General features: G+C 70.7%; 20 protein-coding genes and 1 pseudogene. 15 read left to right on the forward strand and 6 right to left on the reverse strand.

Annotated elements, in window-relative coordinates:
* Window positions 1-185: 185 nt before the first annotated feature.
* The 3 genes and pseudogenes from SMIR_RS29160 to pip all read left to right on the forward strand — a co-directional run.
* A pseudogene (locus tag SMIR_RS29160) lies at window positions 186-560 on the forward strand (HoxN/HupN/NixA family nickel/cobalt transporter); the annotation flags it as partial.
* A 52-nt stretch (window positions 561-612) separates the two neighbouring features.
* Window positions 613-1,407 carry a uracil-DNA glycosylase gene (locus tag SMIR_RS29165; protein WP_168490513.1) on the forward strand — a complete coding sequence of 265 codons (795 nt, stop codon included), beginning with the start codon at window positions 613-615 and terminating at the stop codon, window positions 1,405-1,407.
* A gap of 9 nt (window positions 1,408-1,416) precedes the next feature.
* Complete coding sequence (gene pip / locus SMIR_RS29170) at window positions 1,417-2,379, forward strand: prolyl aminopeptidase (RefSeq protein WP_168490512.1); 963 nt, start codon at window positions 1,417-1,419, stop codon at window positions 2,377-2,379.
* 6 nt (window positions 2,380-2,385) lie between these two features.
* On the opposite strand, the gene SMIR_RS29175 is transcribed toward pip, so the two are convergent.
* Window positions 2,386-3,069: a GntR family transcriptional regulator gene (locus tag SMIR_RS29175; RefSeq protein ID WP_168490511.1), complete on the reverse strand. Its 684-nt coding sequence runs from the start codon at window positions 3,067-3,069 to the stop codon at window positions 2,386-2,388.
* 196 nt (window positions 3,070-3,265) lie between these two features.
* Here SMIR_RS29175 and SMIR_RS29180 point away from each other — a divergent pair, with 196 nt between their 5' ends.
* Together SMIR_RS29180 and SMIR_RS29185 are read left to right on the forward strand one after the other, a co-directional pair.
* Window positions 3,266-4,741: an NCS1 family nucleobase:cation symporter-1 gene (locus tag SMIR_RS29180; RefSeq protein ID WP_168490510.1), complete on the forward strand. Its 1,476-nt coding sequence runs from the start codon at window positions 3,266-3,268 to the stop codon at window positions 4,739-4,741.
* Window positions 4,742-4,746: 5 nt separating this feature from the next.
* The gene (locus tag SMIR_RS29185; RefSeq protein ID WP_168490509.1) at window positions 4,747-5,463 is read left to right on the forward strand and encodes an aspartate/glutamate racemase family protein; all 717 of its coding nucleotides are present in this window, start codon (window positions 4,747-4,749) and stop codon (window positions 5,461-5,463) included.
* A 41-nt stretch (window positions 5,464-5,504) separates the two neighbouring features.
* Here SMIR_RS29185 and SMIR_RS29190 read toward each other — a convergent pair whose 3' ends face one another.
* On the reverse strand, window positions 5,505-5,951 hold the full coding sequence (locus tag SMIR_RS29190) for a RidA family protein (RefSeq protein ID WP_168490508.1): 447 nt from the start codon (window positions 5,949-5,951) through the stop codon (window positions 5,505-5,507).
* 184 nt (window positions 5,952-6,135) lie between these two features.
* Here SMIR_RS29190 and SMIR_RS29195 point away from each other — a divergent pair, with 184 nt between their 5' ends.
* The 7 genes from SMIR_RS29195 (at window position 6,136) to SMIR_RS29225 (ending at window position 13,946) form a co-directional block, all read left to right on the forward strand.
* The gene (locus tag SMIR_RS29195; protein WP_168490507.1) at window positions 6,136-6,942 is read left to right on the forward strand and encodes a nucleotidyltransferase family protein; all 807 of its coding nucleotides are present in this window, start codon (window positions 6,136-6,138) and stop codon (window positions 6,940-6,942) included.
* 41 nt (window positions 6,943-6,983) lie between these two features.
* Window positions 6,984-7,715: a DUF7873 family protein gene (locus SMIR_RS29200; RefSeq protein ID WP_054235966.1), complete on the forward strand. Its 732-nt coding sequence runs from the start codon at window positions 6,984-6,986 to the stop codon at window positions 7,713-7,715.
* 606 nt (window positions 7,716-8,321) lie between these two features.
* Entirely contained in the window at window positions 8,322-10,199 is a 1,878-nt protein-coding gene (locus SMIR_RS29205) for an FUSC family protein (protein ID WP_168490506.1), read from the forward strand.
* A gap of 34 nt (window positions 10,200-10,233) precedes the next feature.
* Window positions 10,234-11,607, forward strand: a complete 1,374-nt coding sequence (locus tag SMIR_RS29210) for an amidohydrolase (protein WP_168490505.1) — start codon at window positions 10,234-10,236, stop codon at window positions 11,605-11,607.
* Between the two features lie 24 nt (window positions 11,608-11,631).
* Window positions 11,632-12,804, forward strand: coding sequence for a cytochrome P450 family protein (locus SMIR_RS29215; RefSeq protein ID WP_168490504.1), 1,173 nt, complete (start codon window positions 11,632-11,634; stop codon window positions 12,802-12,804).
* Window positions 12,805-12,893: 89 nt separating this feature from the next.
* Entirely contained in the window at window positions 12,894-13,583 is a 690-nt protein-coding gene (locus SMIR_RS29220) for a DUF899 domain-containing protein (RefSeq protein WP_168490503.1), read from the forward strand.
* A gap of 189 nt (window positions 13,584-13,772) precedes the next feature.
* Window positions 13,773-13,946: a DUF8839 family protein gene (locus SMIR_RS29225; RefSeq protein WP_095855250.1), complete on the forward strand. Its 174-nt coding sequence runs from the start codon at window positions 13,773-13,775 to the stop codon at window positions 13,944-13,946.
* Between the two features lie 12 nt (window positions 13,947-13,958).
* Here the strand turns inward: SMIR_RS29225 and SMIR_RS29230 are convergent, their stop codons facing one another.
* From SMIR_RS29230 to SMIR_RS29240, 3 genes are all read right to left on the reverse strand, one after another.
* Window positions 13,959-15,968, reverse strand: coding sequence for an ABC transporter ATP-binding protein (locus tag SMIR_RS29230; RefSeq protein WP_168490502.1), 2,010 nt, complete (start codon window positions 15,966-15,968; stop codon window positions 13,959-13,961).
* A gap of 177 nt (window positions 15,969-16,145) precedes the next feature.
* Window positions 16,146-16,592, reverse strand: coding sequence for a hypothetical protein (locus SMIR_RS29235; protein ID WP_168490501.1), 447 nt, complete (start codon window positions 16,590-16,592; stop codon window positions 16,146-16,148).
* The gene (locus SMIR_RS29240) at window positions 16,589-17,305 is read right to left on the reverse strand and encodes an ATP-binding protein (protein WP_168490500.1); all 717 of its coding nucleotides are present in this window, start codon (window positions 17,303-17,305) and stop codon (window positions 16,589-16,591) included. The genes SMIR_RS29235 and SMIR_RS29240 overlap by 4 nt, the downstream gene beginning before the upstream one ends.
* 289 nt (window positions 17,306-17,594) lie before the next feature.
* Between SMIR_RS29240 and SMIR_RS29245 the strand changes: the two genes are divergently transcribed.
* Window positions 17,595-18,455 carry a Sco1979 family transcriptional regulator gene (locus SMIR_RS29245; protein WP_168490499.1) on the forward strand — a complete coding sequence of 287 codons (861 nt, stop codon included), beginning with the start codon at window positions 17,595-17,597 and terminating at the stop codon, window positions 18,453-18,455.
* Window positions 18,456-18,734 carry a DUF397 domain-containing protein gene (locus SMIR_RS29250; protein WP_101405759.1) on the forward strand — a complete coding sequence of 93 codons (279 nt, stop codon included), beginning with the start codon at window positions 18,456-18,458 and terminating at the stop codon, window positions 18,732-18,734.
* A gap of 156 nt (window positions 18,735-18,890) precedes the next feature.
* Here the strand turns inward: SMIR_RS29250 and pdxR are convergent, their stop codons facing one another.
* Window positions 18,891-20,303: a MocR-like pyridoxine biosynthesis transcription factor PdxR gene (gene pdxR, locus SMIR_RS29255; RefSeq protein ID WP_168490498.1), complete on the reverse strand. Its 1,413-nt coding sequence runs from the start codon at window positions 20,301-20,303 to the stop codon at window positions 18,891-18,893.
* Between the two features lie 47 nt (window positions 20,304-20,350).
* Between pdxR and SMIR_RS29260 the strand changes: the two genes are divergently transcribed.
* The gene (locus SMIR_RS29260) at window positions 20,351-20,890 is read left to right on the forward strand and encodes a carboxymuconolactone decarboxylase family protein (RefSeq protein WP_422664473.1); all 540 of its coding nucleotides are present in this window, start codon (window positions 20,351-20,353) and stop codon (window positions 20,888-20,890) included.
* Window positions 20,891-20,916: the final 26 nt, after the last annotated feature.

Here is a 20,916-nt window from a genome sequence, read left to right on the forward strand (position 1 = left end):
TCTAGAAGAGTCCAGGCCCGGCATGTCCCGATGGCCTTACTGCGAGTTTGTTGCAGCTGCGACAACTGTGCCAGAGAGTGGCTTCGGCGCTTGCGCTGACAGCAGGAAGCCCGCAGTAGGAAGCGCAGCAGGAAGGGACGACAACTCCCAGCTGCACAGCGTCACCGGCATGATCGGTACGACCGTGCCTGCCGGTGCTGTTCGCCGCGGGTATGTCGCTGCTGGACACCATCGACGGATCCTTCATGAACTTCGCCTACGGCTGGGCGTTCTCCAAGCCGGTCCGCAAGGTCTTCTACAACCTCACCATCACGGGTCTGTCCGTCGCCGTCGCCCTGATCATCGGCACCGTGGAGCTGCTGGGGCTGCTCGCGGAGAAGCTCGCTCTGCGCGGAGTCTTCTGGGACTGGGTCGCGGGTCTGGACCTGAACGTCCTCGGCTTCGTCATCGTCGGGCTGTTCTTCGTGACCTGGATCGTCGCCATGGCGGTGTGGAAGTTCGGCCGGATCGAGGAGAAGTGGACCGCCGGGCTGCGCCTCGCCGAACAGCCCACCGACTGACCCACCGAGGGCAGGGCGGGGGAGGAGCGGTACCCGGTCGTACGGTGGGGGCATGGACAGCAGCCCGGCAGGCAGCAGCGATCCCGGCATCGTCGGCGGCCTGGGCGGTCTGGGTGATCTGGACGCACTGACTGATCTGGACGCTCGGATCGCCGGGTGCCGGGCGTGTCCGCGGCTGGTCGCGTGGCGCGAGGAGGTCGCCCGCACCAGGCGCGCCGCCTTCGCCGACCAGACGTACTGGGGCCGCCCGGTCCCCGGCTACGGACCGGCCGACGCCTCGCTGCTCATCGTCGGCCTCGCACCCGCCGCCCACGGCGGGAACCGGACCGGACGGATGTTCACGGGGGACCGCTCCGGGGACGTGCTCTACGCGGCGCTGCACGACGTGGGGCTCGCCTCGCGCGGGACCTCGGTGAGCGCGGACGACGGACTGGAGCTGTACGGCGTACGCGTCACCTCGCCCGTGCACTGCGCGCCGCCCGCCAACAAGCCGACACCTGGCGAACGGGACACCTGCCGCCCCTGGCTCGTACGGGAGTTGGAGCTGCTGCGGCCCACACTCCGGGCGGTGGTCGTGCTGGGAGCCTTCGGCTGGCAGGCCGCGCTGCCCGCCTTCGCCGCGGCGGGGTGGACGGTGCCCCGGCCCAGGCCGGTGTTCGCGCACGGGGCGAGGGTTCGCCTCGAGGCGCAGGACGGTCCGGCGGCGGGATCCGTCGAGCTCTTCGGGTGCTTCCACGTCAGCCAGCGGAACACGTTCACCGGACGGCTGACGCCCGCCATGCTGCGGGACGTGCTGCGTACGGCGGCCGGGACGGCGGGGCTGACGACACGACCGTACAACGGTTAACCTCGCCCGATGGGCCTGTATCCGGAGATCGAACCGTACGACCACGGCATGCTCGACGTCGGTGACGACAACCGCGTGTACTGGGAGGTCTGCGGGAACCCCGACGGCAAGCCCGCCGTCATGCTGCACGGCGGTCCGGGGTCCGGCTGCGGTCCTTGGTTCCGGCGTTACTTCGACCCCGCCGAGTACCGGATCGTGCTGCTCGACCAGCGCGGCTGCGGACGCTCCACACCGCACGCCGCCGCGTACGGGACGGACATGGCCGTCAACACGACTGCGCATGTGATCGGCGACCTGGAGCTGCTGCGACGGCACTTGGGCATCCGGCGGTGGCTGGTGTGGGGCGTGTCGTGGGGGTCGATGCTGGGGCTGCGGTACGCGCAGACGCATCCGGACGTCGTCTCCGAACTGGTGCTGACCGCGGTGGGCACCGGCGCGAACGCCGAAGTGGCCCTGCTGACCAGGGGACTTGGGCGGTTCTTCCCCGAGGCCTTCGAGCGGTTCCTCGCCGAACTGCCCGAGGGGGAGCGGGACGGGAACCTCGCCGCCGCGTACAGCCGGCTGCTCGAATCGCCCGACCCCGAGGTGCGGGCGCGGGCGGCGCGGGCCTGGACCGACTGGGAGACGGCGATCGTTCCCGCGCCGCCGCGGTCGGAGGAGCGCTATGAGGACCCGGAGTTCCGCATGGCTTTCGCGCGGACCGTCACCCACTACTTCGGCAACGACCTCTTCCTCGGGGAAGGCAACGACGAAGGCGTCGTGCTCCGCGACGCGCCCCTGCTGAAGGGCATCCCCGGCACGCTCGTCCAGGGCAGTCTGGACTTGGGGAACCTGCTGGGCACGGTGTGGCGGCTCCACCACGGCTGGCCCGACAGCGAGTTGATCGTCGTGGACGACGTGGGGCACACCATGGGGGCGAGGGGTGTGGTGGACGCGTTGGTGGCGGCGACGGACAAGTACGCCCTGCGCTAGGCGACTTCACGCTCGGGAATCCTCTGCTTCGCCGAAGAGGTGCCGCACCGTCGACCGGTAGTTGGCCTGGACGTGGGCGAGGGCGTGCGCGCGGGCGCGCTCCGGGTCGCCGGAGGCGATGGACTCGTACAACTCGTGGTGTTCGGTGAGAAGTTGGGGCCACTCCTCGTTCTGGCGGGTGAGCCAGCGCAGTCGGCCGTCGACCGGCTCCATGACGGAGATCAGCAGGCTGTTGCCCGCCATGGCGAGGATGCGGTCGTGGAAGCGGGTGTTGATGTCGGTGATCGCCTCGGCGTCGCCGGTGCGGGTCGCCGTCGCCGCACGGTCCAGCAGGTCCGCCAGCTCGGCCAGGTCCCGCGGTGTCGCCCGTGCCGCCGCGAGCCCGGCCGCGTAGACCTCCAATGCCTCTCGCAGCTCGAAGAGTTCGGCCACGTCCGTCGGGGTGAGCCGGCGTACGACCGTGCGGCGCGGTGTCTCGAAGTGCACGAACCCCTCCGCCACGAGCGCGCGGATCGCCTCGCGCACGGGAACCCGTGAGACCCCGAACCGCTCCGCCAGCTCGCGCTCGACGAGACGGTCCCCGGGGCGCAGCCGCCCCGCGATGATCTCCTGCCGCAGCGCGGCCAGGACGCGCTCGCGGACCGCGCCCAGGGGTTCCCGTTCCGCGCCCAGGGGTTCGATCTTCGTCATGGGGCCATCTTCGCCGACTCCGGGGGTGTTTTACGGAGCCGTAACCGCTCGGACATCGGTCAGAACGCTTGACGGCGAGACCATGACGGCAGTTTGGTATACCAAACACGCTCCGCAAGGTCGCCCCGCACGCGCCACAGCCGCCGCCCCCCCCACGCGAACTGCTGTCCTCCGTCCCCTCGCCCATGGAGGCCCCGTGTCCCTCGCCGACCGTGCCGAAGCCACCGGCACCCCAGCGTTCGTCCCCGACCCCCGGCTCACCAACGAAGACCTCGCACCCGCGGAGAAGCGCAACTGGAAGGTCTTCGACCTCTTCGCCATGTGGATGTCAGACGTCCACAACCTCGGCAACTACACCTTCGCCGCGGGCCTGCTGGTCCTCGGCATGAACGTCTGGCAGATCTTCACCTCGCTGCTCGTCGGCTTCGTGATCATCTACGCCGGCATGAACATGATGGGCCGCATCGGCCAGCGCACCGGCGTGCCGTTCCCCGTCGTCAGCCGCATCAGCTTCGGTGTCTGGGGCGCCAACATCCCGGCGCTGATCAGGGCCGTCATCGCCATCATGTGGTACGGGATCCAGACCTACCTGGCCTCCGTCGCCGTCAACGTCATGCTGCTCGCCGCCTGGCCCGGCCTGGAGTCGTGGACCCACCACTCCTTCCTCGGCCTGGACGCGCTCGGCTGGACGTCCTTCGTCTCCCTCTGGCTGATCCAGGCGATGATCATCAGCCAGGGCATGGAGTCGGTCCGCAAGTTCCAGGACTTCTGCGGCCCGGCCATCTGGCTCGTCATGATCGCGCTGGCCGTCTGGGTCCTCGCCAAGGCCGGCTGGAGCATCTCGCTCACCTCGACCCCGCACCCGGTCTCGGTGGGTGAGCAGTGGCGGCAGTGGTTCGGCGCGGTCGGGCTGATCCTCGCGACCTACGGCACGCTGATGCTGAACTTCTGCGACTTCTCGCGCTTCGCCCCCAGCTACAAGACGGTCAGGCGCGGCAACTTCTGGGGCCTGCCGATCAACTCCACGGCCTTCGTCATCGTGTCCGTCATCGTCACGGCCGGTTCCATCGAGGCGTTCGGCGAGGCCATCACCGACCCCGCGCTGCTGGTCGCCAAGGTCGGCAACACCTGGGTCCTGGTCCTCGGCGCCCTGACCTTCGCCATCGCCACCATGGGTGTCAACATCGTCGCCAACTTCGTCTCCCCGGCGTACGACCTGGCGAACGTCTGGCCGCAGAAGATCACCTTCAAGGTCGGCGGCATGATCAGCACGGTCGCCGCACTGGTCGTGACCCCCTGGAACCTCTTCTCCAACCCCACGGTCGTCAACTACTTCCTCGGCGGCCTCGGCGCCTTCCTGGGCCCGCTGTTCGGCGTCATCATGATCGACTACTACTGGGTGAAGCGCGGCAGGATCGACGTCGACCGGCTCTTCGACGCCCGGCCCGGATCGCCGTACTACTACCGCAAGGGCGTCAACCCCAAGGCCCTGTGGGCGTTCCTGCCCTCGGCGGCGGTCGCCGCGGTACTGGCCCTGGTGAAGGCGTTCAGCGACGTGGCCCCGTACTCCTGGTTCATCGGAACCGCGCTGGCCGCGGTTCTCTACATGACCCTCTGCCGCAGCGAGCGCGCCGCCGACGAGACAGCCGTCCCCGAGCCCGTGGAGGTCTGAGCGGCGTGCACATCGTCGTCACCAACTGCAACACCACGCAGGAGATGACCGAGGAGATCGTGCGAGGTGCCCGGGCCGCCGCAGGCCCGGGCACCACCGTGACCGGCCTCACCCCCGCCTGGGGACCCGAGTCCGCCGAGGGCTGGCTCGACAGCTACCTCTCCGCCGCGGCCGTCCTCGACACCCTGCGCACGTACGAGGGCCCCTGCGACGCCGTGGTCATGGCGGGCTTCGGCGAACACGGACGCGAGGGCGCGCGCGAACTCCTCGACGTGCCCGTCGTCGACATCACGGAGGCCGCCGCCCACCTCGCCTGCCTGCTCGGCCGCCGCTACGGAGTCGTCACCACCCTGGAGCGCTCACGCGGCCAGATCGAGGACAGCCTGTACGCCGCCGGAGTCGCCCAGAACTGCGCCGCGGTCGTCGGCACCGGCCTCGGCGTCCTCGACCTCGGCGACGTGCAGCGCACGGAGGAGGCGTTCGTGGCCGCCGCGGAGCGGGCCCGGGAGGCAGGCGCCGAGGTCCTCGTCCTCGGCTGCGCCGGCATGACCGGCCTGCAACGGGCGGTCGGGGAGAAGGTGGACCTCCCGGTCGTCGACGGCGTCGCCGCCGCGGTCAAACTCGCGGAGTCGCTGGTCTCCCTGGGCCTCACGACGAGCCGGGTGGGCAGCTATGCGCGACCGCTGCCGAAACGGCGGGCGTGGGGCGCCGGTTGGGGCTGAGCGGAAACGCCAGCGCACTACCGGAGGAGGGGACGGCGTCCTCACCCTCGACGACGACCGTCGGCCTCGGCCTCCGGCTTTGATGCGGACCCGGGCACGACCGCCGTCGCCGTGATCTCCACCAACTGCCCCGTGTACCCGAGGCAGGCCACCCCGAGCAGCGTCGACGAGTGGGGTCCCGTACTGAGCCCGGACGCCTCGACGACAGCCCACACGTCGGACAGCACTCTCGGCTCATCGCTGACGACATACACATCGGTCGCCACCACGTGCGCGAAGTCACTGCCCACCGCGCGGAGTTGTTCGCCGAGATTGGCGATCACCTGCTCGGCCTGCCGTACGGGATCCCCCACGCCGACGATCTTCCCCGCCGCATCCAGCGGCACGGCCCCGGCGAGGAAGGCGAGCCGCGTACTCGCCTCGACGACCGACGCGTGAGCGTAGCCGGGAGGCGGGAAGAGACTGGGGACGGTGACGCGTGCGGGCACGGGAACTCCGGGAATCCTCGGCTGGGCGGGCAACCTTTCCATGATGTGGGCGGACGGACGACGATCGCATGCGATTTTCCCCCGACTCGTCCCCGCCCGAAGGCCCTGCCCCCGCCAGCGGACGGTTCACCCTCCCGCCGGATATTGGCTCGACAGCCCCGTCACCCGACCGCATCCTCACCTCATGCCCACACCGACCCGGCCGCCGCACATCGACGACGAGACGTTCCTCGACCACGTCACCGACCGTCTGGCCGCCCTCCCCGGAGTCCGGGGCGTCGCCCTCGGTGGCTCGCGCGCGCAAGGTACCCATGGACCCGACAGCGACTGGGACTTGGCGATCTACTACCGGGGTGTCTTCGACCCCGACGACCTGCGGGCCGTCGGCTGGCAGGGTGAGGTCTCGGAGATCGGCGGCTGGGGCGGGGGCGTGTTCAACGGCGGGGCCTGGCTGACTGTCGAAGGCCGTCGTGTCGACGTCCACTATCGCGATCTCGACGTGGTGGAAAGGCAGTTGGCGAGTGCGGAGCAGGGGCGCTTCCACGTGGAGCCGCTCCTCTTCCATCTCGCGGGAATCCCGAGCTACCTCGTCGTCGCCGAGCTCGCCGTCAACCGTGTCCTGTGCGGCGACCTGCCCCGACCCGCCGCCTACCCGGCGAAACTCCGCACCTCCGCCTGCGCCCACTGGCACGGCACCGCCCATGCCACCCTCGCCTACGCCAAGGCCAACCACGCGCCCGCCGGTCGTCTCACAGAGGTCGCGGGAGCGCTGGCGACCGCCGCCCTGCAGACCGGTCACGCGGTGCTGGCGGCGCGCGGGGAGTGGGTGACGAACGAGAAGCGGCTACTGGAGCGGGCCGGGCTGAGAGGGATCGACGAGATCGTGCGCGGCGGGGTGAAAGAACCCGAAGGCCTGGTGCGCATGCTCGGGCGGGCCGAGGAGGTCTTGGACGCCGCGGTCGCCGGGGCCCGGGAATCCGGCGCCGAATAACCCTTCGAAAAGCGCCTGTTGTCACTGCTACCGTCACCGACGTGGCGAAACTCAATCAGATCATCGCAGTGGAGAAGGGCATCAAGTCCAAGTCCCATCAGGACCTGACGGCCGCTCATCACGGGCTGCAGAAGCCCGCATTGCTGGCCGGTATCTCGCGGACCTATCAGCCGAAGGACGAGGAGGGCGAGCAGCTGCCGCCCGAGTCGACGCGGGTGCAGGTGCAGGCCGAGGACGTGTTGCGGGAGACCGCGGGGACGCTCACCCGGCTGTTCGACGTGACCGCCACCAAGGACTGGGCGAACTGCACGGCCCGGGCGGATGTGAAGGTGGACGGGCGGGTGCTCGTCGCCGACGTGCCCGTGTCGTATCTGCTTTTCCTTGAGAAGCAGCTCACCGATCTCAACACCTTTGTGCGGAAGCTGCCCGTTCTCGACGCCTCCGAGTCGTGGGTGCAGGACCCGTCGACGGACGCGTGGAAGACCGAGCCCGTCAGGACGCTGCGGACCAAGAAGGTGCCGCGCAACCATGTCAAGGCCGAGGCCACCGAGAAGCATCCCGCCCAGGTCGAGGTGTACTACGAGGACATTCCCGTCGGGTACTGGACGACCGTGAAGTTCTCCGGCGCCCTGCCCGCGCGGCGCGTGAACGAACTGCTCGACCGGGTCGAGAAGTTGCAGCAGGCCGTCAAGTTCGCCCGGGAAGAGGCGAACGGCGTGGATGTCGTCGACCAGCGCGTCGGGGACTCCGTGTTCGGTTACCTGTTCGGGTAGCCTCAAGAACTCCCCGGCCACAACGCACCACGGCCGGGGTGCGCGAGGAGCGCAAGCTGAACCTGAAGCTTGTCGTGAATGCACGGTTCCAGTGGAGGTTCGAATCCTCCCCGCGGCACCACACGGCACTCCACCGAGTGCCCACGCGCCGCGGTAGCCCAACTCGGCAGAGGCAGACCGTGATCAATCTCAGACTCTTGCTCCAGACTCAGCATTCGCCGCCGATCGCCGGATCGACCGGGCCCAGGCCCCGGGACGCCGAAATGCCGGTTCAAGTCCGGTCCGCGCAGCTCGATGCGTGGTGGTCCAAAGGCAGGACGCGGCGACATAACGACTGACCTGGGTTCTCAAGCGTGCCGGCGTGTGACATGGGTGGCATCACAAGGGTCCGGGGGCCGGCTACGCCCTCGGACCCGCTCCATTTCATCCCCTTCATCCCCGGCCGACCGGCAGTTGCGTTCATAAAGAACGCGGCATCCCCGCGATGCGTCACCTTCCGGAAATACATACGTTCCATTTCCTCCAGCAACGCGATCTACCGTAGGCAGTACACCGCCCGGCCGACGTCGCCCGAAGGCGCCCCCGCCCTCGCCCGACAGGAGTCCCGTGTCCCGCCTCCGTGCCGCCGTACCGCCCTGGCTCGCCCATGCCCTGCGCGCACAGCGCGGCCCCGTGCCCTGGAGCGCGGTCGTGCGGGGCGCACTGGCCGCAGGGCCGCTGCTGCTCGCGGCGGTGCAGAGCGGGCGTACGTCCGTCGGTGTCGTCGCCGCTCTGGGTGCCATGCTCGCCGGGATCAACGACCGGCCGGGCAGTCGTAGGGCCGCGGTCAGGCGGCTCGGCGTGCCGGCGCTCGCGGGAGCCGGTGGGCTGCTCGTGGGGTCGTACGCGGGACAGCACGTCGGCGCGGTGACGCTCACCCTCCTTCTCACCGTGCTCGGACTGCTCGCCGGAGCCGTCAGCGCCGTCGGGCCCGTCGCCAGCGGAGCGGGTACGCAACTGCTCGTCGCCGCCGCCATCGGGGCCGGGATGCCGCTGCCCGAGCCCGGCTGGCAGCGTGCGCTCTTCTTCGTCGCCGGGGCCGGATGGCTGCTCGTGCTGCGGCTCGCGCTGCCCACACCCGGGGCCACCGCCGGGGACTACCGCTTCGACGGGGAGCGGGACGCCGTCGGGGGTGTGTACGACGCCGTCGCCGCGCTGCTCGAAGCGGTCGGGGGGCCGGACGCGCCCGGTCGCCGGGTCGCCCTCACCGCCGCGCTCGACCACGCCCAGGACGCGCTCGGCGGGCCCCGGCTGCGGCGGTACGCCAGTTCCGCGGCCGAGCGGCGGCTGCACGCGCAGTACGCCGCCGCGCTCCCGCTCGCCGAGGCCGCCACCGCGCTCGCCTGGGCGGGCGATGCGGTGCCCGCAAGGGCCGTCGAAGGGCCGCGGCGGCTCGCCGTCGCCGTACGGACCAGTACGCACACCGGGCCGCTGCCCGCGCCCGCCCGCTCCGCACCGGCGTTGCGCGCCCTCGACGACGCACTCCTGCACGCCGCCGACGCCTTCGACGGGGGTGGCGACGACAGCGCGCTGCACACGCGGCGGCGTACCGCCATGCCCCTCGCCCATACGGTCCTCGGTTCCGGAGGACGCGAGTACGGGCTCCGGGTCGCCCTCTGCTTCGGCGCCAGCGTGGCGGTGGCGCAGGCCCTGCACCACGCCCGCTGGTACGGCAGTCACTCCCACTGGTATTGGCTCCCCGCGACCGCCGTCTTCCTGGTCAAGCCCGACCTCGGACCGCTCGCCTCACGCGTGATCTGCCGGGCGGCGGGGACCGTGCTCGGCGCCGTTCTCTTCGCCGGGTTCGCGGCGCTGCTCCCGCGCCCCGCCGGGCTGGTCGCCCTGGTGGCGCTGTGCGGCGCCCTGATCCCCGTCGCCACCCGGCACTTCGCGGCGCAGACCGCCGTCGTCACCGTGCTCGTGCTCTCCCTCGTCATGGTGGGCGGGGAGCCACAGGCCTCCTGGAGCCGGATCGGCGAGACGCTGCTGGCCTGCGCGATCGTGCTGCTCGTCGGACATCTGCCCGCGCTCGGGCAGCGCGGGGGAGGGGTACGGGCACGGCTCACCCGCGCCGCCGAGGCCGCGCACCTGTACCTCGCCCACGTACTGGACGACGGTACGACCGACGACCGGGCCGGCCGCTGGGCCCTGCGCCGCGAGGCCTACCGCGCGCTCGCCGAGGCCCGCGCCTCGATCGACCTCGCCGCCGCCGAACTCCCCGCCCTGGCCCGGCACGCCGAGGGAACGGACGAGGTCGCGGCCACCCTCGAACGCCTCGTCGACACCACGACCGCGTGTGCCGTGCAGCTCGACGACACCGGACGGCTCACCCCTCAGCACTCCGAACGCATCGCCGAACTCCTCGCCGAACTGGCCGAAGGGCGGGAACGCGCGGGGCTGGCGGTGAAGGAGGGGCAAGCGCCCCCTGTTCCGCTCGCGGGCTGAGCGCCGGGAGCCCGACCCGTCGTACGGTGACGCCATGACGCCGTCCGTCCCGACCCCGTCCGCGGCGGGCCCCGCCGACCTCCTCATCACCGGATGCATCGCGCTCGTGCACGACGAGCACGAGGAGATCACCTTCGTCGAGGACGCCTCGATCGTCGTACGGGCCGGGGTCATCGAGGCGGTCACGCGCGAGACGCGCCCTCCGGACGCCGCCCAGCGCATCGACGCGCGCGGCCAGGTGGCGATGCCCGGCCTGATCAACTGCCATACGCACACCCCGATGGTCGCCCTGCGCGGGATCGCCGAGGACCTGCCCGCCGAGGAGTGGTTCAACGACTTCATCTGGCCCATCGAGTCCAACCTCACGGAGAAGGACGTGGAGTTGGGGGCGCGGCTCGCCTGCGCCGAGATGATCCGCGGAGGCGTCACCTGCTTCGCCGACCACTACTTCTCGATGGACGCGGTCGCCGCCGTGGTGACCGAGAGCGGGCTGCGCGCACACCTCGGCGAGACCTTCTTCTCCTCGCAGGGCGCCGAAGGCCGCGAGAAGTCCCTGGAGTTCGCGCTGCGACAGCGCGGCGGCGCAGGCGGCCGCATCACCACCGCCCTCGCCCCGCACGCCCCGTACACCGTGGACGACGCCGATCTCGCCGCGACCGCGGCCCTCGCCCGCGAGCACGGCCTTCCCGTGCACCTGCACGCGGCCGAGAGCCACGGCCAGACCGACACCAGCCTGGCCCGGTTCGGCCGGACGCCCATCGAGGTCCTCCAGCGCGCCGGTCTCCTCGACAACGAACCCGGTCTGCTCATCGCGCACGGCACCGGCATCGTCGAACGCGACCTGCCGGTGCTGGCGGGCGCGAGCGGACCCGTCGCCGTCGCGACCGCACCCCGCGGATATCTCAAGTTCGCCTGGGACCCGACCCCGGTACGGGCCCTGCGCGAGATCGGCGTCCCCGTCGGACTCGCCACGGACGGAGCCGCGTCGAACAACTCCCTGGACGTGTGGGAGTCGATGGCGCTCACCTCACTCGTGCAGAAGTCCGCCGAGGGCGACCCACGATGGCTGACGTCCCGTCAAGCCCTGCACCACGCGACACTCCAGAGCGCGCGGGCCGTCGGCCTGGGCGAGCGGATCGGCAGCCTCGCACCCGGGCGGCGGGCCGACATCGTCCTCGTCGATCTCAGCGGCCCACACACCCAGCCCGTGCACGATCTCGCCGCCACCCTCGTCCACAGCGCCCGCTCCGGGGACGTGACGACGACGATCGTCGACGGACGTGTCCTGATGCGCGACCGTGTGCTGCTGACCGTCGATCTGCCCGCCACGGTCGGAGAGTTGGGGGAGCGGTTGCCCGGACTCGTCGATCGGGGCCACGGGAGGCGGATTCAGGAGTACGACACCTGATCCACTCTGCCTAGGCTGGAGGGCATGGACCCCGCAGAAGGCCTCATCGACCACCCGTACGCCGTCTACGACCGCCTGCGCGACACCGCGCCCGTGCATCGCATCGCCGGTACCGACGGCAACCCCGCCTGGCTCGTCACCCGGTACGAGGACGTCCGCGAGGCACTCGCGAACCCGCTGCTCTCGATGGACAAGAGGCACGCGTTGCCCGGGAGTTACCAGGGGCTGTCGCTGCCGCCCGCCCTCGACGCCAACCTCCTGAACATGGAGGCGCCCGACCACACCCGCATCCGGCGCCTGGTGGTCCGCGCCTTCACACCGCGCCGCGTCGAGCAACTGCGCACACCCGTACGGGAAACCGCCGACCGGCTCCTCGACGCGCTCGGACCGCACGGCAGCGCCGACCTGATCGCCGCGTACGCCGCGCCCCTGCCGATCACCGTCATCTGCGACCTGCTGGGCATTCCGGGGGAGCACCGCCGGGACTTCCGGGCCTGGACCGACGTGCTCGTCGCACCGGACCCGATGCGTCCCGGGGCCACCAAGGAGGCGGTCGTGGCCATGCTCGGGTTCCTCACCCAACTCCTCGCGGACAAACGGAAGAAGCCGGCGGACGACCTGCTCTCCGACCTGATCGCGGTGCGCGACGAGGGTGAGCGGCTCACCGAGGACGAGCTGACGTCGCTCGCCTTCCTCATCCTCTTCGCGGGCTACGAGAACACCGTGCAGCTCATCGGCAACGCCATCCTGGGACTGCTCACCCATCCCGACCAGCTGGCCGCCCTGCGCGCGAACCCGGAGCGATTCCCCGACGCGGTCGAGGAGTTCGCGCGCCACGAAGGGCCCGCGCTGCTCGCCATCCGGCGCTTCCCCGTAGAGGACGTGACGATCGGCGAGGTCACCGTGCCCGCGGGTGAGACCGTCCTGCTGTCCCTGGCCGCGGCCAACCGGGACCCGGCCCGCTTCCCGGACCCCGAGCGCCTCGACCTCGACCGGGACGCCTCCGCCCATCTCGCCCTCGGCCGGGGCATCCACTACTGCGTGGGCGCGCCGCTGGCCCGCCTGGAGACGGAGATCGCCGTGTCCGCGCTCCTGGAACGCCTTCCGGACCTCGCCCTCGCCGCCGACCCGGCCGAGCTGCGGTGGCGGCCCTCCCTGCGTGCCCGCGGCCTGCTCGCGCTCCCGGTGACGTACTGAATCCAGAAATTCTCCGCCGACGCCGATGAGTTCCGCTCCCGCGCCCGGTCACCACTGCGAAGGCACCGTTGCGTCCGTAGGAGGGGCACATGACGCTTCCGCAGATCGTCTCGAGCGAGGAGTGGCGCGCCGCGCGCGAGAAACTGCTGGTCAAGGAGAAGGCGGCGACCCGCGCACGGGACGCGCTCAACGCGGAGCGGCGCGGGCTGCCGATGGTCGAGATCGACAAGGAGTACGTGTTCGAGGGCGGAGACGGCAAAACGGCCTTGCTCGACCTCTTCGAGGGGCGCCACCAACTCGTCGTCTACCACTTCATGTTCGCGCCGGAGTGGGACGCGGGCTGCCGCAGCTGCTCGGCCTTCCTCGACCAGATCGGCCACCTCGCCCATCTGCGGGCCCGGGGCACGGAGTTCGCCGCCGTGTCCCGCGCGCCGTACACGAAGATCCTGCCCTTCAAGGCCCGTATGGGCTGGACGGTGCCCTGGTACTCGTCGTACGACAGCGACTTCAACTACGACTTCAGGGTGTCCGTCGAGGTCGACGACGAGCCCTACGAGCGGCCGGGCGTGAGCTGCTTCCTGCGGGACCGTGACCGGGTCTTCCACACCTACTCGACGTACGAGCGCGGCCTCGACGGGCTCGGCTCCACGACCACCCTGCTGGATCTCACGGCACTCGGCAGGCAGGAGGAGTGGGAGGTGCCCCGGGGGCGCGCCTCGGCACTGGGGGCGCCGGCGGGCAGCGAGCGGATCCGGTACCACGACGAGTACGAGGAATGACAAGAAAGTACGAGAAGGGAGAACTCGCGAAATGAAACGCGCACAGACCGAGAGTTCCCTCACAGCGGAGTAGTGAACGAGTGTTGACTATGTCTCAGTACCGTCACTGACCGAGCCGTTCACCCCGCCTTTGGCGTTTAACTCTATGAGTACGCGTCATGAGTACGGCGCGCTACATGGAGGTGCAGGGTGAACGGGCGAATGGTGCTGGAGCGCTTTCCCGCCGGAGGGCCGCGCGGTTCGTGGCCCGCTGAGGAGTTCGCGCAGGCGTGCCGCCTTCAGGGGCAGGCCGCCGAGGTCGTCATGGACCTCGCCTCGGACGCGTTCTTGGTGATCGTGCGTGCCGGGGAACTCGTCGAGTGAGGCCGGCCGAGGTCAGCCCACCTTCGGAGCGGGCACTGTCGGAGCGGGCACTGTCGTAGGAATCTTCGTGGGCACCTTCGTCGTGAACTGCTCGGCCTGCAAGGAGTACAGCTCGGCGTAGACACCGCCCTTCGCCAGCAGTTCGTCCGGACTGCCGGACTCCACCAGGCGACCCTGTTCGAGGACATGCACCAGATCGGCGTGGCGGACCGAGGCCAGCCGGTGGGTGATGAGGACGACCGTCTGGCCGCCGCCCGCCAGGGCCCTGATCTTGTCGAAGACCTCCAGCTCGGCCCGGGCGTCGAGCGCCGCGGTCGGCTCGTCCACGATCAGGATGCGACCACGGCGGTACGCGGCCCGTGCGATGCCCAGCCGCTGCCACTGCCCGCCCGACAGCTCGTGCCCGCCGCTGAAACCGCGGGCCAGCAGCGTGTCCAGGCCGCGGGGCAGGTCGGCGACCACGTCCTCGGCCCCGGCCTCCGTCACCGACGAGGTGACGCGCTCGTCCGTCAGCGGCGCCGAGGCACGGCCGACCGCCACGTTGACGCGGGCCGTGAACGGCCAGCGTTTGAAGTCCTGCGCCACCATCGCGATGCGTTCGGCGAGTTGCTGCCGGTCCGCGGTCGCCGCGTCGACGCCGTCCCACAGGATCCGGCCCCGCTCGGGCGCGTACAGGCCCGCGAGCAGCTTCACCAGGGTCGTCTTGCCCGAGCCGTTCTCGCCGACGAGCGCCACGATCTTGCCGAGCGGCAGACGGAGGGTGACGTCCGCGAGCGCCGGCCGGGTCGAGGCGCCCGGATAGGTGAACGTGACGTTCTCGAAGCGGATTTCGCTCGGATCGTCGGGGAGCGGCTCGCCGCCCACCGGGATCGCGCGCTCGGCCGCCTCCACGTACAGGCGTTGCAGATCGCCCACGAACAGGGCTTCCTCATGGAGGGAGTTGACCTCCAGGACGAGCGTGTCGAGGCTCGCGGAGCCGGTGCGGATCGCGATCACGGCCGTACCGGCGACGGAGAGTGCCATCGCACCGGCGAGCAGCAGTCCGCCGAGCGTCGCGTACGTCGCCACGGTGGCGATGCCCGTCCAGCCCGCCGCGACCAGGCCGGTGCGGGCGGAGAGACGGGCCAGGCGGGCCTGTTCCGCCTCCGCGGTCTCCGACATCGAGCGGAAGTGACGCAGCAGGAAGGGGCCGACGCCGTGCACGCGGATCTCCGGGGCCGCCGCGGGCTCGGTGAGCAGACTGCTGATCAGATGCCCGGCGCGGGCGTGCTGCACCCAGGTGTGGAAGGACTCGTAGCGGCGCCGGGCGATCGTCAGGGAACTCCAGGCGCTCGGCAGGGTCATCGTCACGAGCAGCGGCAGCAGGGCGGGGTGCAGCACGGTCAGCACGCCCGCGGCCGCGATGAGCGAGATCATCGCGTTCACCACGCGGGTGGCGATCGCGATCATGCGGCGGGCCGAGGAGGCACCGTACTGCGCGGTGTCCAGCAGCTTGTGAAAGGCGTCGTCCTCGATCGCGGACAGTTCGACGGCCGCCGCGCGCTCCAGGTACAGCTCGGTGGCGACGCGTTCCACCTTGGGTTCCAGGCGCCCGGTGGCATACGTGGAGGCCGCCCGCAGCAGCGCGCCGAGCAGCATGACGGCGGCGACCGTGATCAGCGCCGGGACCGCGCCGTGCAGCCGGTCCCCGACGGAGCCGCTCGTCATCAGCCGGCCCAGCACGATGTTGACGGCCAGCAGGCTCACCGCCTGCGCCGCGCCCCGGGCCAGTTCGGCGGACACCACGATCCGGGCGGCGCGGCGGTCGGCGGTCCAGGCGAGCCGGAAACTGGACGCGAGCAGGGACGGCAGCCGCGTCACCATCGCGCGGAAGTTCAACTCGAGGAACGCGTCGGAGTGCTGCGACCAGCCCATGTCATAGCGCAGCGGGCCGCCGAAGAGCAGGTGTTCGGAGGCGGACGGCGCCGGTTTGTCGTCGTCGCGTTTCTTCTTGCGCGCTTTCCCTGTGGTTTTCCCCACCATCGGCCTCCCCGGGAACGGATGAACGGTGCCCTCCCCAGGAACACGGCAGTCCACTCGTGGTGATGGCCGAGTACGGGTGGCGACCGGCGCACTTCGGACACGCTCGCCAGCCCCCGAACCGGAGACTACGCGCCGCTCGGGGACCGGAGAGTCACGCGCTGATCGTCGACAGGAGCGTCACGCGCTGATCGGACGCGACCAGACGGGTGTCGTACCGGTGACCCGGCACAGGGCCAGATAGAGGGGGATCGGCGGGGTGTACGGCAGGGTGCCGGCCGGCTTGTGGATGAGGCCGGGGGCGTGCGGGGTGTCCGGTACGACCGCCCCGGCGGCGTAGTGGGCGGGTGCGGGCCAGTCCAGGGTCACATCGGACTCGGAGGGCACGAGCCACCACCAGTGCGCCCCGTCGGCGTACACACAGCCCACCCGGGGCAGCCGGGTCATCAGCAGGGGGCCGAACCGGGCGGGCACCGCGACCGCGTCGCAGCCCAGCGGTACCGTCATGCCCTCGGGCACGGGGAGACGTCGCAGCGCCTTGGACGCCGTCTGCTCGCGCCTCAGGCGGACCAGCGTGTCCAGGCTCAGGACCTGAGCACCGGGTCCTGTCGCCGACGTACTCCTCACAGCCTTCCCCGATCCCGGCTTCGCCCGATCGGGGGGACCCCCATGGTCCGCGTCCCCCAGGAGGTTTCCCTCCTCCAGGACCCTTCCGTCCTCCAGGACCCTTCCGTCCTCCAGGAGTCTTCCGTTCCCCAGGACGCTTCCGTCCCGGTGCCCCGGCCGTCGGCCGGTGGCTTCCTCGCGCCCCATCCGAGGTCGGAGCGGGCCGCTGCGGCACCCGTGGCGTCGGCGGCCGGGGAGCGCGGGAGATCCGCCCAGACCAGCAGCCCCGGCGCGGTGTCCTGGGCGCCCCAGGACCGGCACACGGCCGTGACGAGCAGCAGCCCCCTGCCGTGTTCCTCCTCGGGACGCTGCGGCGAGGGGTGCGGCTCATCAGGAGCGCATCCCTCGTCACGTACGGCTATCCGCACCAGGTCGTCCCCGTCGTGCAGCTCGCACACCACACGCGCGCTCGCGCTGTGCACGATGGCGTTGGTGACCAGCTCGGAGACGACGAGGACCGCCGTGTCACAGGTGTCGTCGGACACGTCCCAGCCGGAGAGCCGGGCGCGCGTCAGGTGCCGGGCCTGAGCCACGGAACCCGGGTGTGCGGCCAGCTCGAAGCGAAACCGGCGCGCGGCGGCGGCGCCAGGGCGCACCCCTGCGGCGGCACGCAGACCGGAGCGGTCCTCGGCGGCGTCTGTTCCTAAGGGCGCGGACGGAATCACGCTTGCCACTATCTCCCCGCCGTGAACACTTGGCAAGTGTCACTCTGAAAATTGCAGAGTGCCGTGTGACTCTGAGAAAGGCCGTGGCACACTGCTGGCAACAGCACGCCGAGCGGCGCCAGTTGGGATCGTCGAAGAAGTCGAAGAAGACTAAGAGGACGAACAGGACCCCGAACGGCGCCGTCCGGTCTGCCATGACGCAGTACCTGTTCAGAACCGTTCAGAACGGTGTCCGACCGTTCACGACGGCATCCGACCGTCGCGACGGCGTCTGTTCGGGACTCAGTGGAGGTGGGACGTGAGCGAACCGCGGTCCGCGCCGACGGTCGGCCAGGTCGTCCTCGGCCGGCGCCTGCTGGACCTACGGGAACGCGTGGGTCTCAAACGTGAGGAGGCGGCGCGCATCCTGCGTGTCGCGCCCGCCACGGTCCGCCGGATGGAGATGGCCGAAGTCGCCCTCAAAATCCCGTACCTCCAGCTCCTGCTGAAGTCGTACGGGGTGTCGGACGAGGAGGCCGAGGCCTTCGTCCAACTGGCCGAGGAGGCCAACCGGCCCGGCTGGTGGCAGCGCTTCCACGACATCCTGCCGGGCTGGTTCTCGATGTACGTCAGCCTGGAGGGCGCCGCCACCCTCATCCGTTCGTACGAACCCCACTTCGTGCCCGGAATCCTGCAGACCGAGGAGTACGCCCGTGGCGTCCTGAAGTCGGGCGCCATCGGCCAGACCAGACCCGAGGACATCGAGCGCCATGTGGCGCTGCGCATGCAACGCCAGAATCTGCTCACTCGTGAAGGCGCACCCCGGATCTGGGCCGTGATGGACGAGACGGCCCTGCGCCGCCCCGTCGGCGGTCCCGAGGTGATGCGCGCCCAGATCGACAAGCTGATCGAGGCCACGAAGCTGCCCAACGTGACGCTCCAGGTCGTCCCGTTCTCCACGGGGCCGCACCCCGGCACGTACGGGCCCTTCGTGCTGTTTCGCTTTGCCATGCCGGAGCTCCCGGACATGGTCTACAGCGAGTACCTGACCGGCGCCGTCTATCTGGACGAGCGTTCCGAGGTGGCGACCCACCTCGAGGTCATGGACCGCATGGCGGCTCAGGCCGCCACGGCACATCGCACGAAGGAGATCCTCCGGGATTTCCGCAAGGAGCTGTGAATGGACAACATCAAGCAGCGGATACGCAATGAGCGGATCCGCGACGAGCGGATCTACAACGGGATGCCCGCCCGTGAACTGGGCAGCGAGGGCTGGCACAAGCCGTGGAGCGGCGGCAACGGCGGCAACTGCCTGGAGGCGATGAAGCTCGCGGACGGGCGTATCGCCGTCCGCCAGTCGGCGGATCCGGACGGGCCCGCGCTCATCTACACACCCGGTGAGATGACCGCGTTCATCCAAGGCGCCAAGGAGGGGGTGGCGGACTTCCTTCTTTCCTGAACTCTCTTGAAATTGGTGCTGAATAAATTGGTGCTGAATTGATTAATTGCAGCGGTAGAAGACCGAGACCGTAGGGCCACGACAACAAACGCTTTACGCAACAACCGATTTGCGCGACAAACGCTTTACCTGGCGGGGCGTCGGCCAAGAGGGTGTCTAAGGACCCGGCGGCAGCGCCCCGCACAACGCCTCCAACGCCGCCCCGTACGCATGCTCCGAGGGCGTCGCGTAACCCACCACCAGCCCGTCCGGCGCGGACATCGTCGCCTCCGGATGCCGGAACCCGGCGAGCCCGTCGAGCGCGACACCCTGCCAGGTCGCGGCCTTGACGGCCGACCGCTCGGTGCCGGGCGGCAGCCGCAGCACCGCGTGCAGCCCGGCCGCGATCCCCGTCACCTCGATGTGCGGCGCCCGCTCCACGAGGGCCGCGACGAGCCGGTCACGCCGCCCGCGGTACCGCTGCCGCATCCGGCGGACATGACGGTCGTACGACCCGGAGGCGAGGAAGTCCGCGAGCGTCAGCTGCTCCAGGACGCTCGCCCACGCCTCCCGTTCGCCTTTGACGGCGAGGACGGCGTCGACGTACCGCCGCGGCAGGACCATCCAGCCGAGCCGCAGCGCGGGCGACAGACTCTTGCTCACCGAGCCGATGTGGATGACCCGCTCGGGGTCCAGTCCCTGCACGGCGCCGACGGGCTTGCGGTCGTAGCGGAACTCGCCGTCGTAGTCGTCCTCCAGAATCACGCCGCCACGCGCGCGTGCCCAGTCGACGGCGGCGGCCCGCCGCTCCGGGTGCAGCGGGCCACCGGTCGGGAACTGGTGCGCGGGCGTGAGAAGGACCGCCCGCTCCCGGCCCAACTCGCCCACCTGGGCGCCGTCCTCGTCCAGCGGCAGCGGCACGGTCCGGACCGACGCGGCGGCCAGCAGCTCGCGGTGGAAGCCGAGGCCGTACGACTCGACCGCCAGCGGTCCGCGCAACACGCCCGGGAAGAGCAGCCGCAGGGCGTGCGCGAAGCCCGAACAGATCACGATCCGTCCCGGCTCGGTGCGCACGCCACGCGCGCGTGCCAGGTACTCGGCGAGGGCCTCGCGCAGTTCGACGCGGCCCGCGGGATCGCCGGGCCCGAAGGCCGAGTTGGGCGCCTGCTGGAGCGTCCGACGGTACGAGGCGAGCCATGCGGCGCGCGGGAACGACGAGGCGTCAGGTGTCCCCTGCCGCAGATCGTGTCGGGGCCCACGCGCGCGTGGAGGTGCCTTTTTCGGCACGCGCTCCGGGGCACCCAGTGGTGCGGCGCGCTCGGCAACGCGGGTGCCCGAGCCCTGCCGGGCGGTCAGCCAGCCCTCGGCGACGAGTTCGGCGTACGCATCGGCGACCGTGTTGCGAGCCACGCCCAGGTCGGCGGCGAGCGAGCGATACGGCGGCAGCCGAGTGCCCGGGGCGAGCCTGCCACCGCGTACGGCCTCGCGCAGCGCCCGGATCAGCGCGGCCCGCCGGCCGCCCGGCCCGGACAGCTCCAGATGCAGGTCGGCGCCGATCCGCTCCGCAGAATTGACCCATGATTCCGCCATGGAAATGCACCCTACAGCCGGTCTTTCCGGCCCGTAGATTCATGGTCATGACGACGAACACGAACGCGAACGCGACGAACACGAACACGAACACGAACGCGAACGCGACGAACATGATCAACGCGACGACCGCCGTCCCCGCTCGCCTCGACTTCGCGAAGTCCGCCCCGAAGGTCTTCCGCGCCCTCGTCGGATTCGACGCGGCGGCCCGCGACGGGCTCGACCCCGCCCTCGTCGAACTGATCCAGATCCGCGCCTCCCACCTCAACCACTGCGCGTACTGCCTCCACATGCACACCAACGACGCCCGCAAGGCCGGCGAGAGCGAAGACCGGCTGCACATGGTCCCGGTGTGGCGCGAGGCCCGGCACTTCTTCACCGAGAGGGAGCGCGCGGCCCTCGCCCTGACGGAGGCGGTCACGCGCGTCGCCGACGCGGGTGTGCCCGACGACGTCTACGCGGAGGCCGCCGCCCACTTCGACGACCAGGAGCTGGCTCAGGTCCTGGCTCTCATCCTCACGATCAACACCTGGAACCGGGTCGCGCTGTCCACGGCGAAGGTGGCGGGCACGGACGAACGCCGCTGACCCGCCCGGCTTCGCAGGCCCGGAGC

The sequence above is a fragment of the Streptomyces mirabilis genome (assembly GCF_018310535.1).
Lineage (GTDB): Bacteria > Actinomycetota > Actinomycetes > Streptomycetales > Streptomycetaceae > Streptomyces.

What these genes read in the sequence shown, in the direction of transcription:
- SMIR_RS29165 (WP_168490513.1), top strand. Translation starts at nt 613, where the DNA reads ATGGACAGCAGCCCGGCAGGCAGCAGCGATCCCGGCATCGTCGGCGGC.
- pip (WP_168490512.1), top strand. Translation starts at nt 1,417, where the DNA reads ATGGGCCTGTATCCGGAGATCGAACCGTACGACCACGGCATGCTCGAC.
- SMIR_RS29175 (WP_168490511.1), bottom strand. Translation starts at nt 3,069, where the DNA reads ATGACGAAGATCGAACCCCTGGGCGCGGAACGGGAACCCCTGGGCGCG.
- SMIR_RS29195 (WP_168490507.1), top strand. Translation starts at nt 6,136, where the DNA reads ATGCCCACACCGACCCGGCCGCCGCACATCGACGACGAGACGTTCCTC.
- SMIR_RS29210 (WP_168490505.1), top strand. Translation starts at nt 10,234, where the DNA reads ATGACGCCGTCCGTCCCGACCCCGTCCGCGGCGGGCCCCGCCGACCTC.
- SMIR_RS29215 (WP_168490504.1), top strand. Translation starts at nt 11,632, where the DNA reads ATGGACCCCGCAGAAGGCCTCATCGACCACCCGTACGCCGTCTACGAC.
- SMIR_RS29220 (WP_168490503.1), top strand. Translation starts at nt 12,894, where the DNA reads ATGACGCTTCCGCAGATCGTCTCGAGCGAGGAGTGGCGCGCCGCGCGC.
- SMIR_RS29230 (WP_168490502.1), bottom strand. Translation starts at nt 15,968, where the DNA reads ATGGTGGGGAAAACCACAGGGAAAGCGCGCAAGAAGAAACGCGACGAC.
- SMIR_RS29250 (WP_101405759.1), top strand. Translation starts at nt 18,456, where the DNA reads ATGGACAACATCAAGCAGCGGATACGCAATGAGCGGATCCGCGACGAG.
- pdxR (WP_168490498.1), bottom strand. Translation starts at nt 20,303, where the DNA reads ATGGCGGAATCATGGGTCAATTCTGCGGAGCGGATCGGCGCCGACCTG.
- SMIR_RS29260 (WP_422664473.1), top strand. Translation starts at nt 20,351, where the DNA reads ATGACGACGAACACGAACGCGAACGCGACGAACACGAACACGAACACG.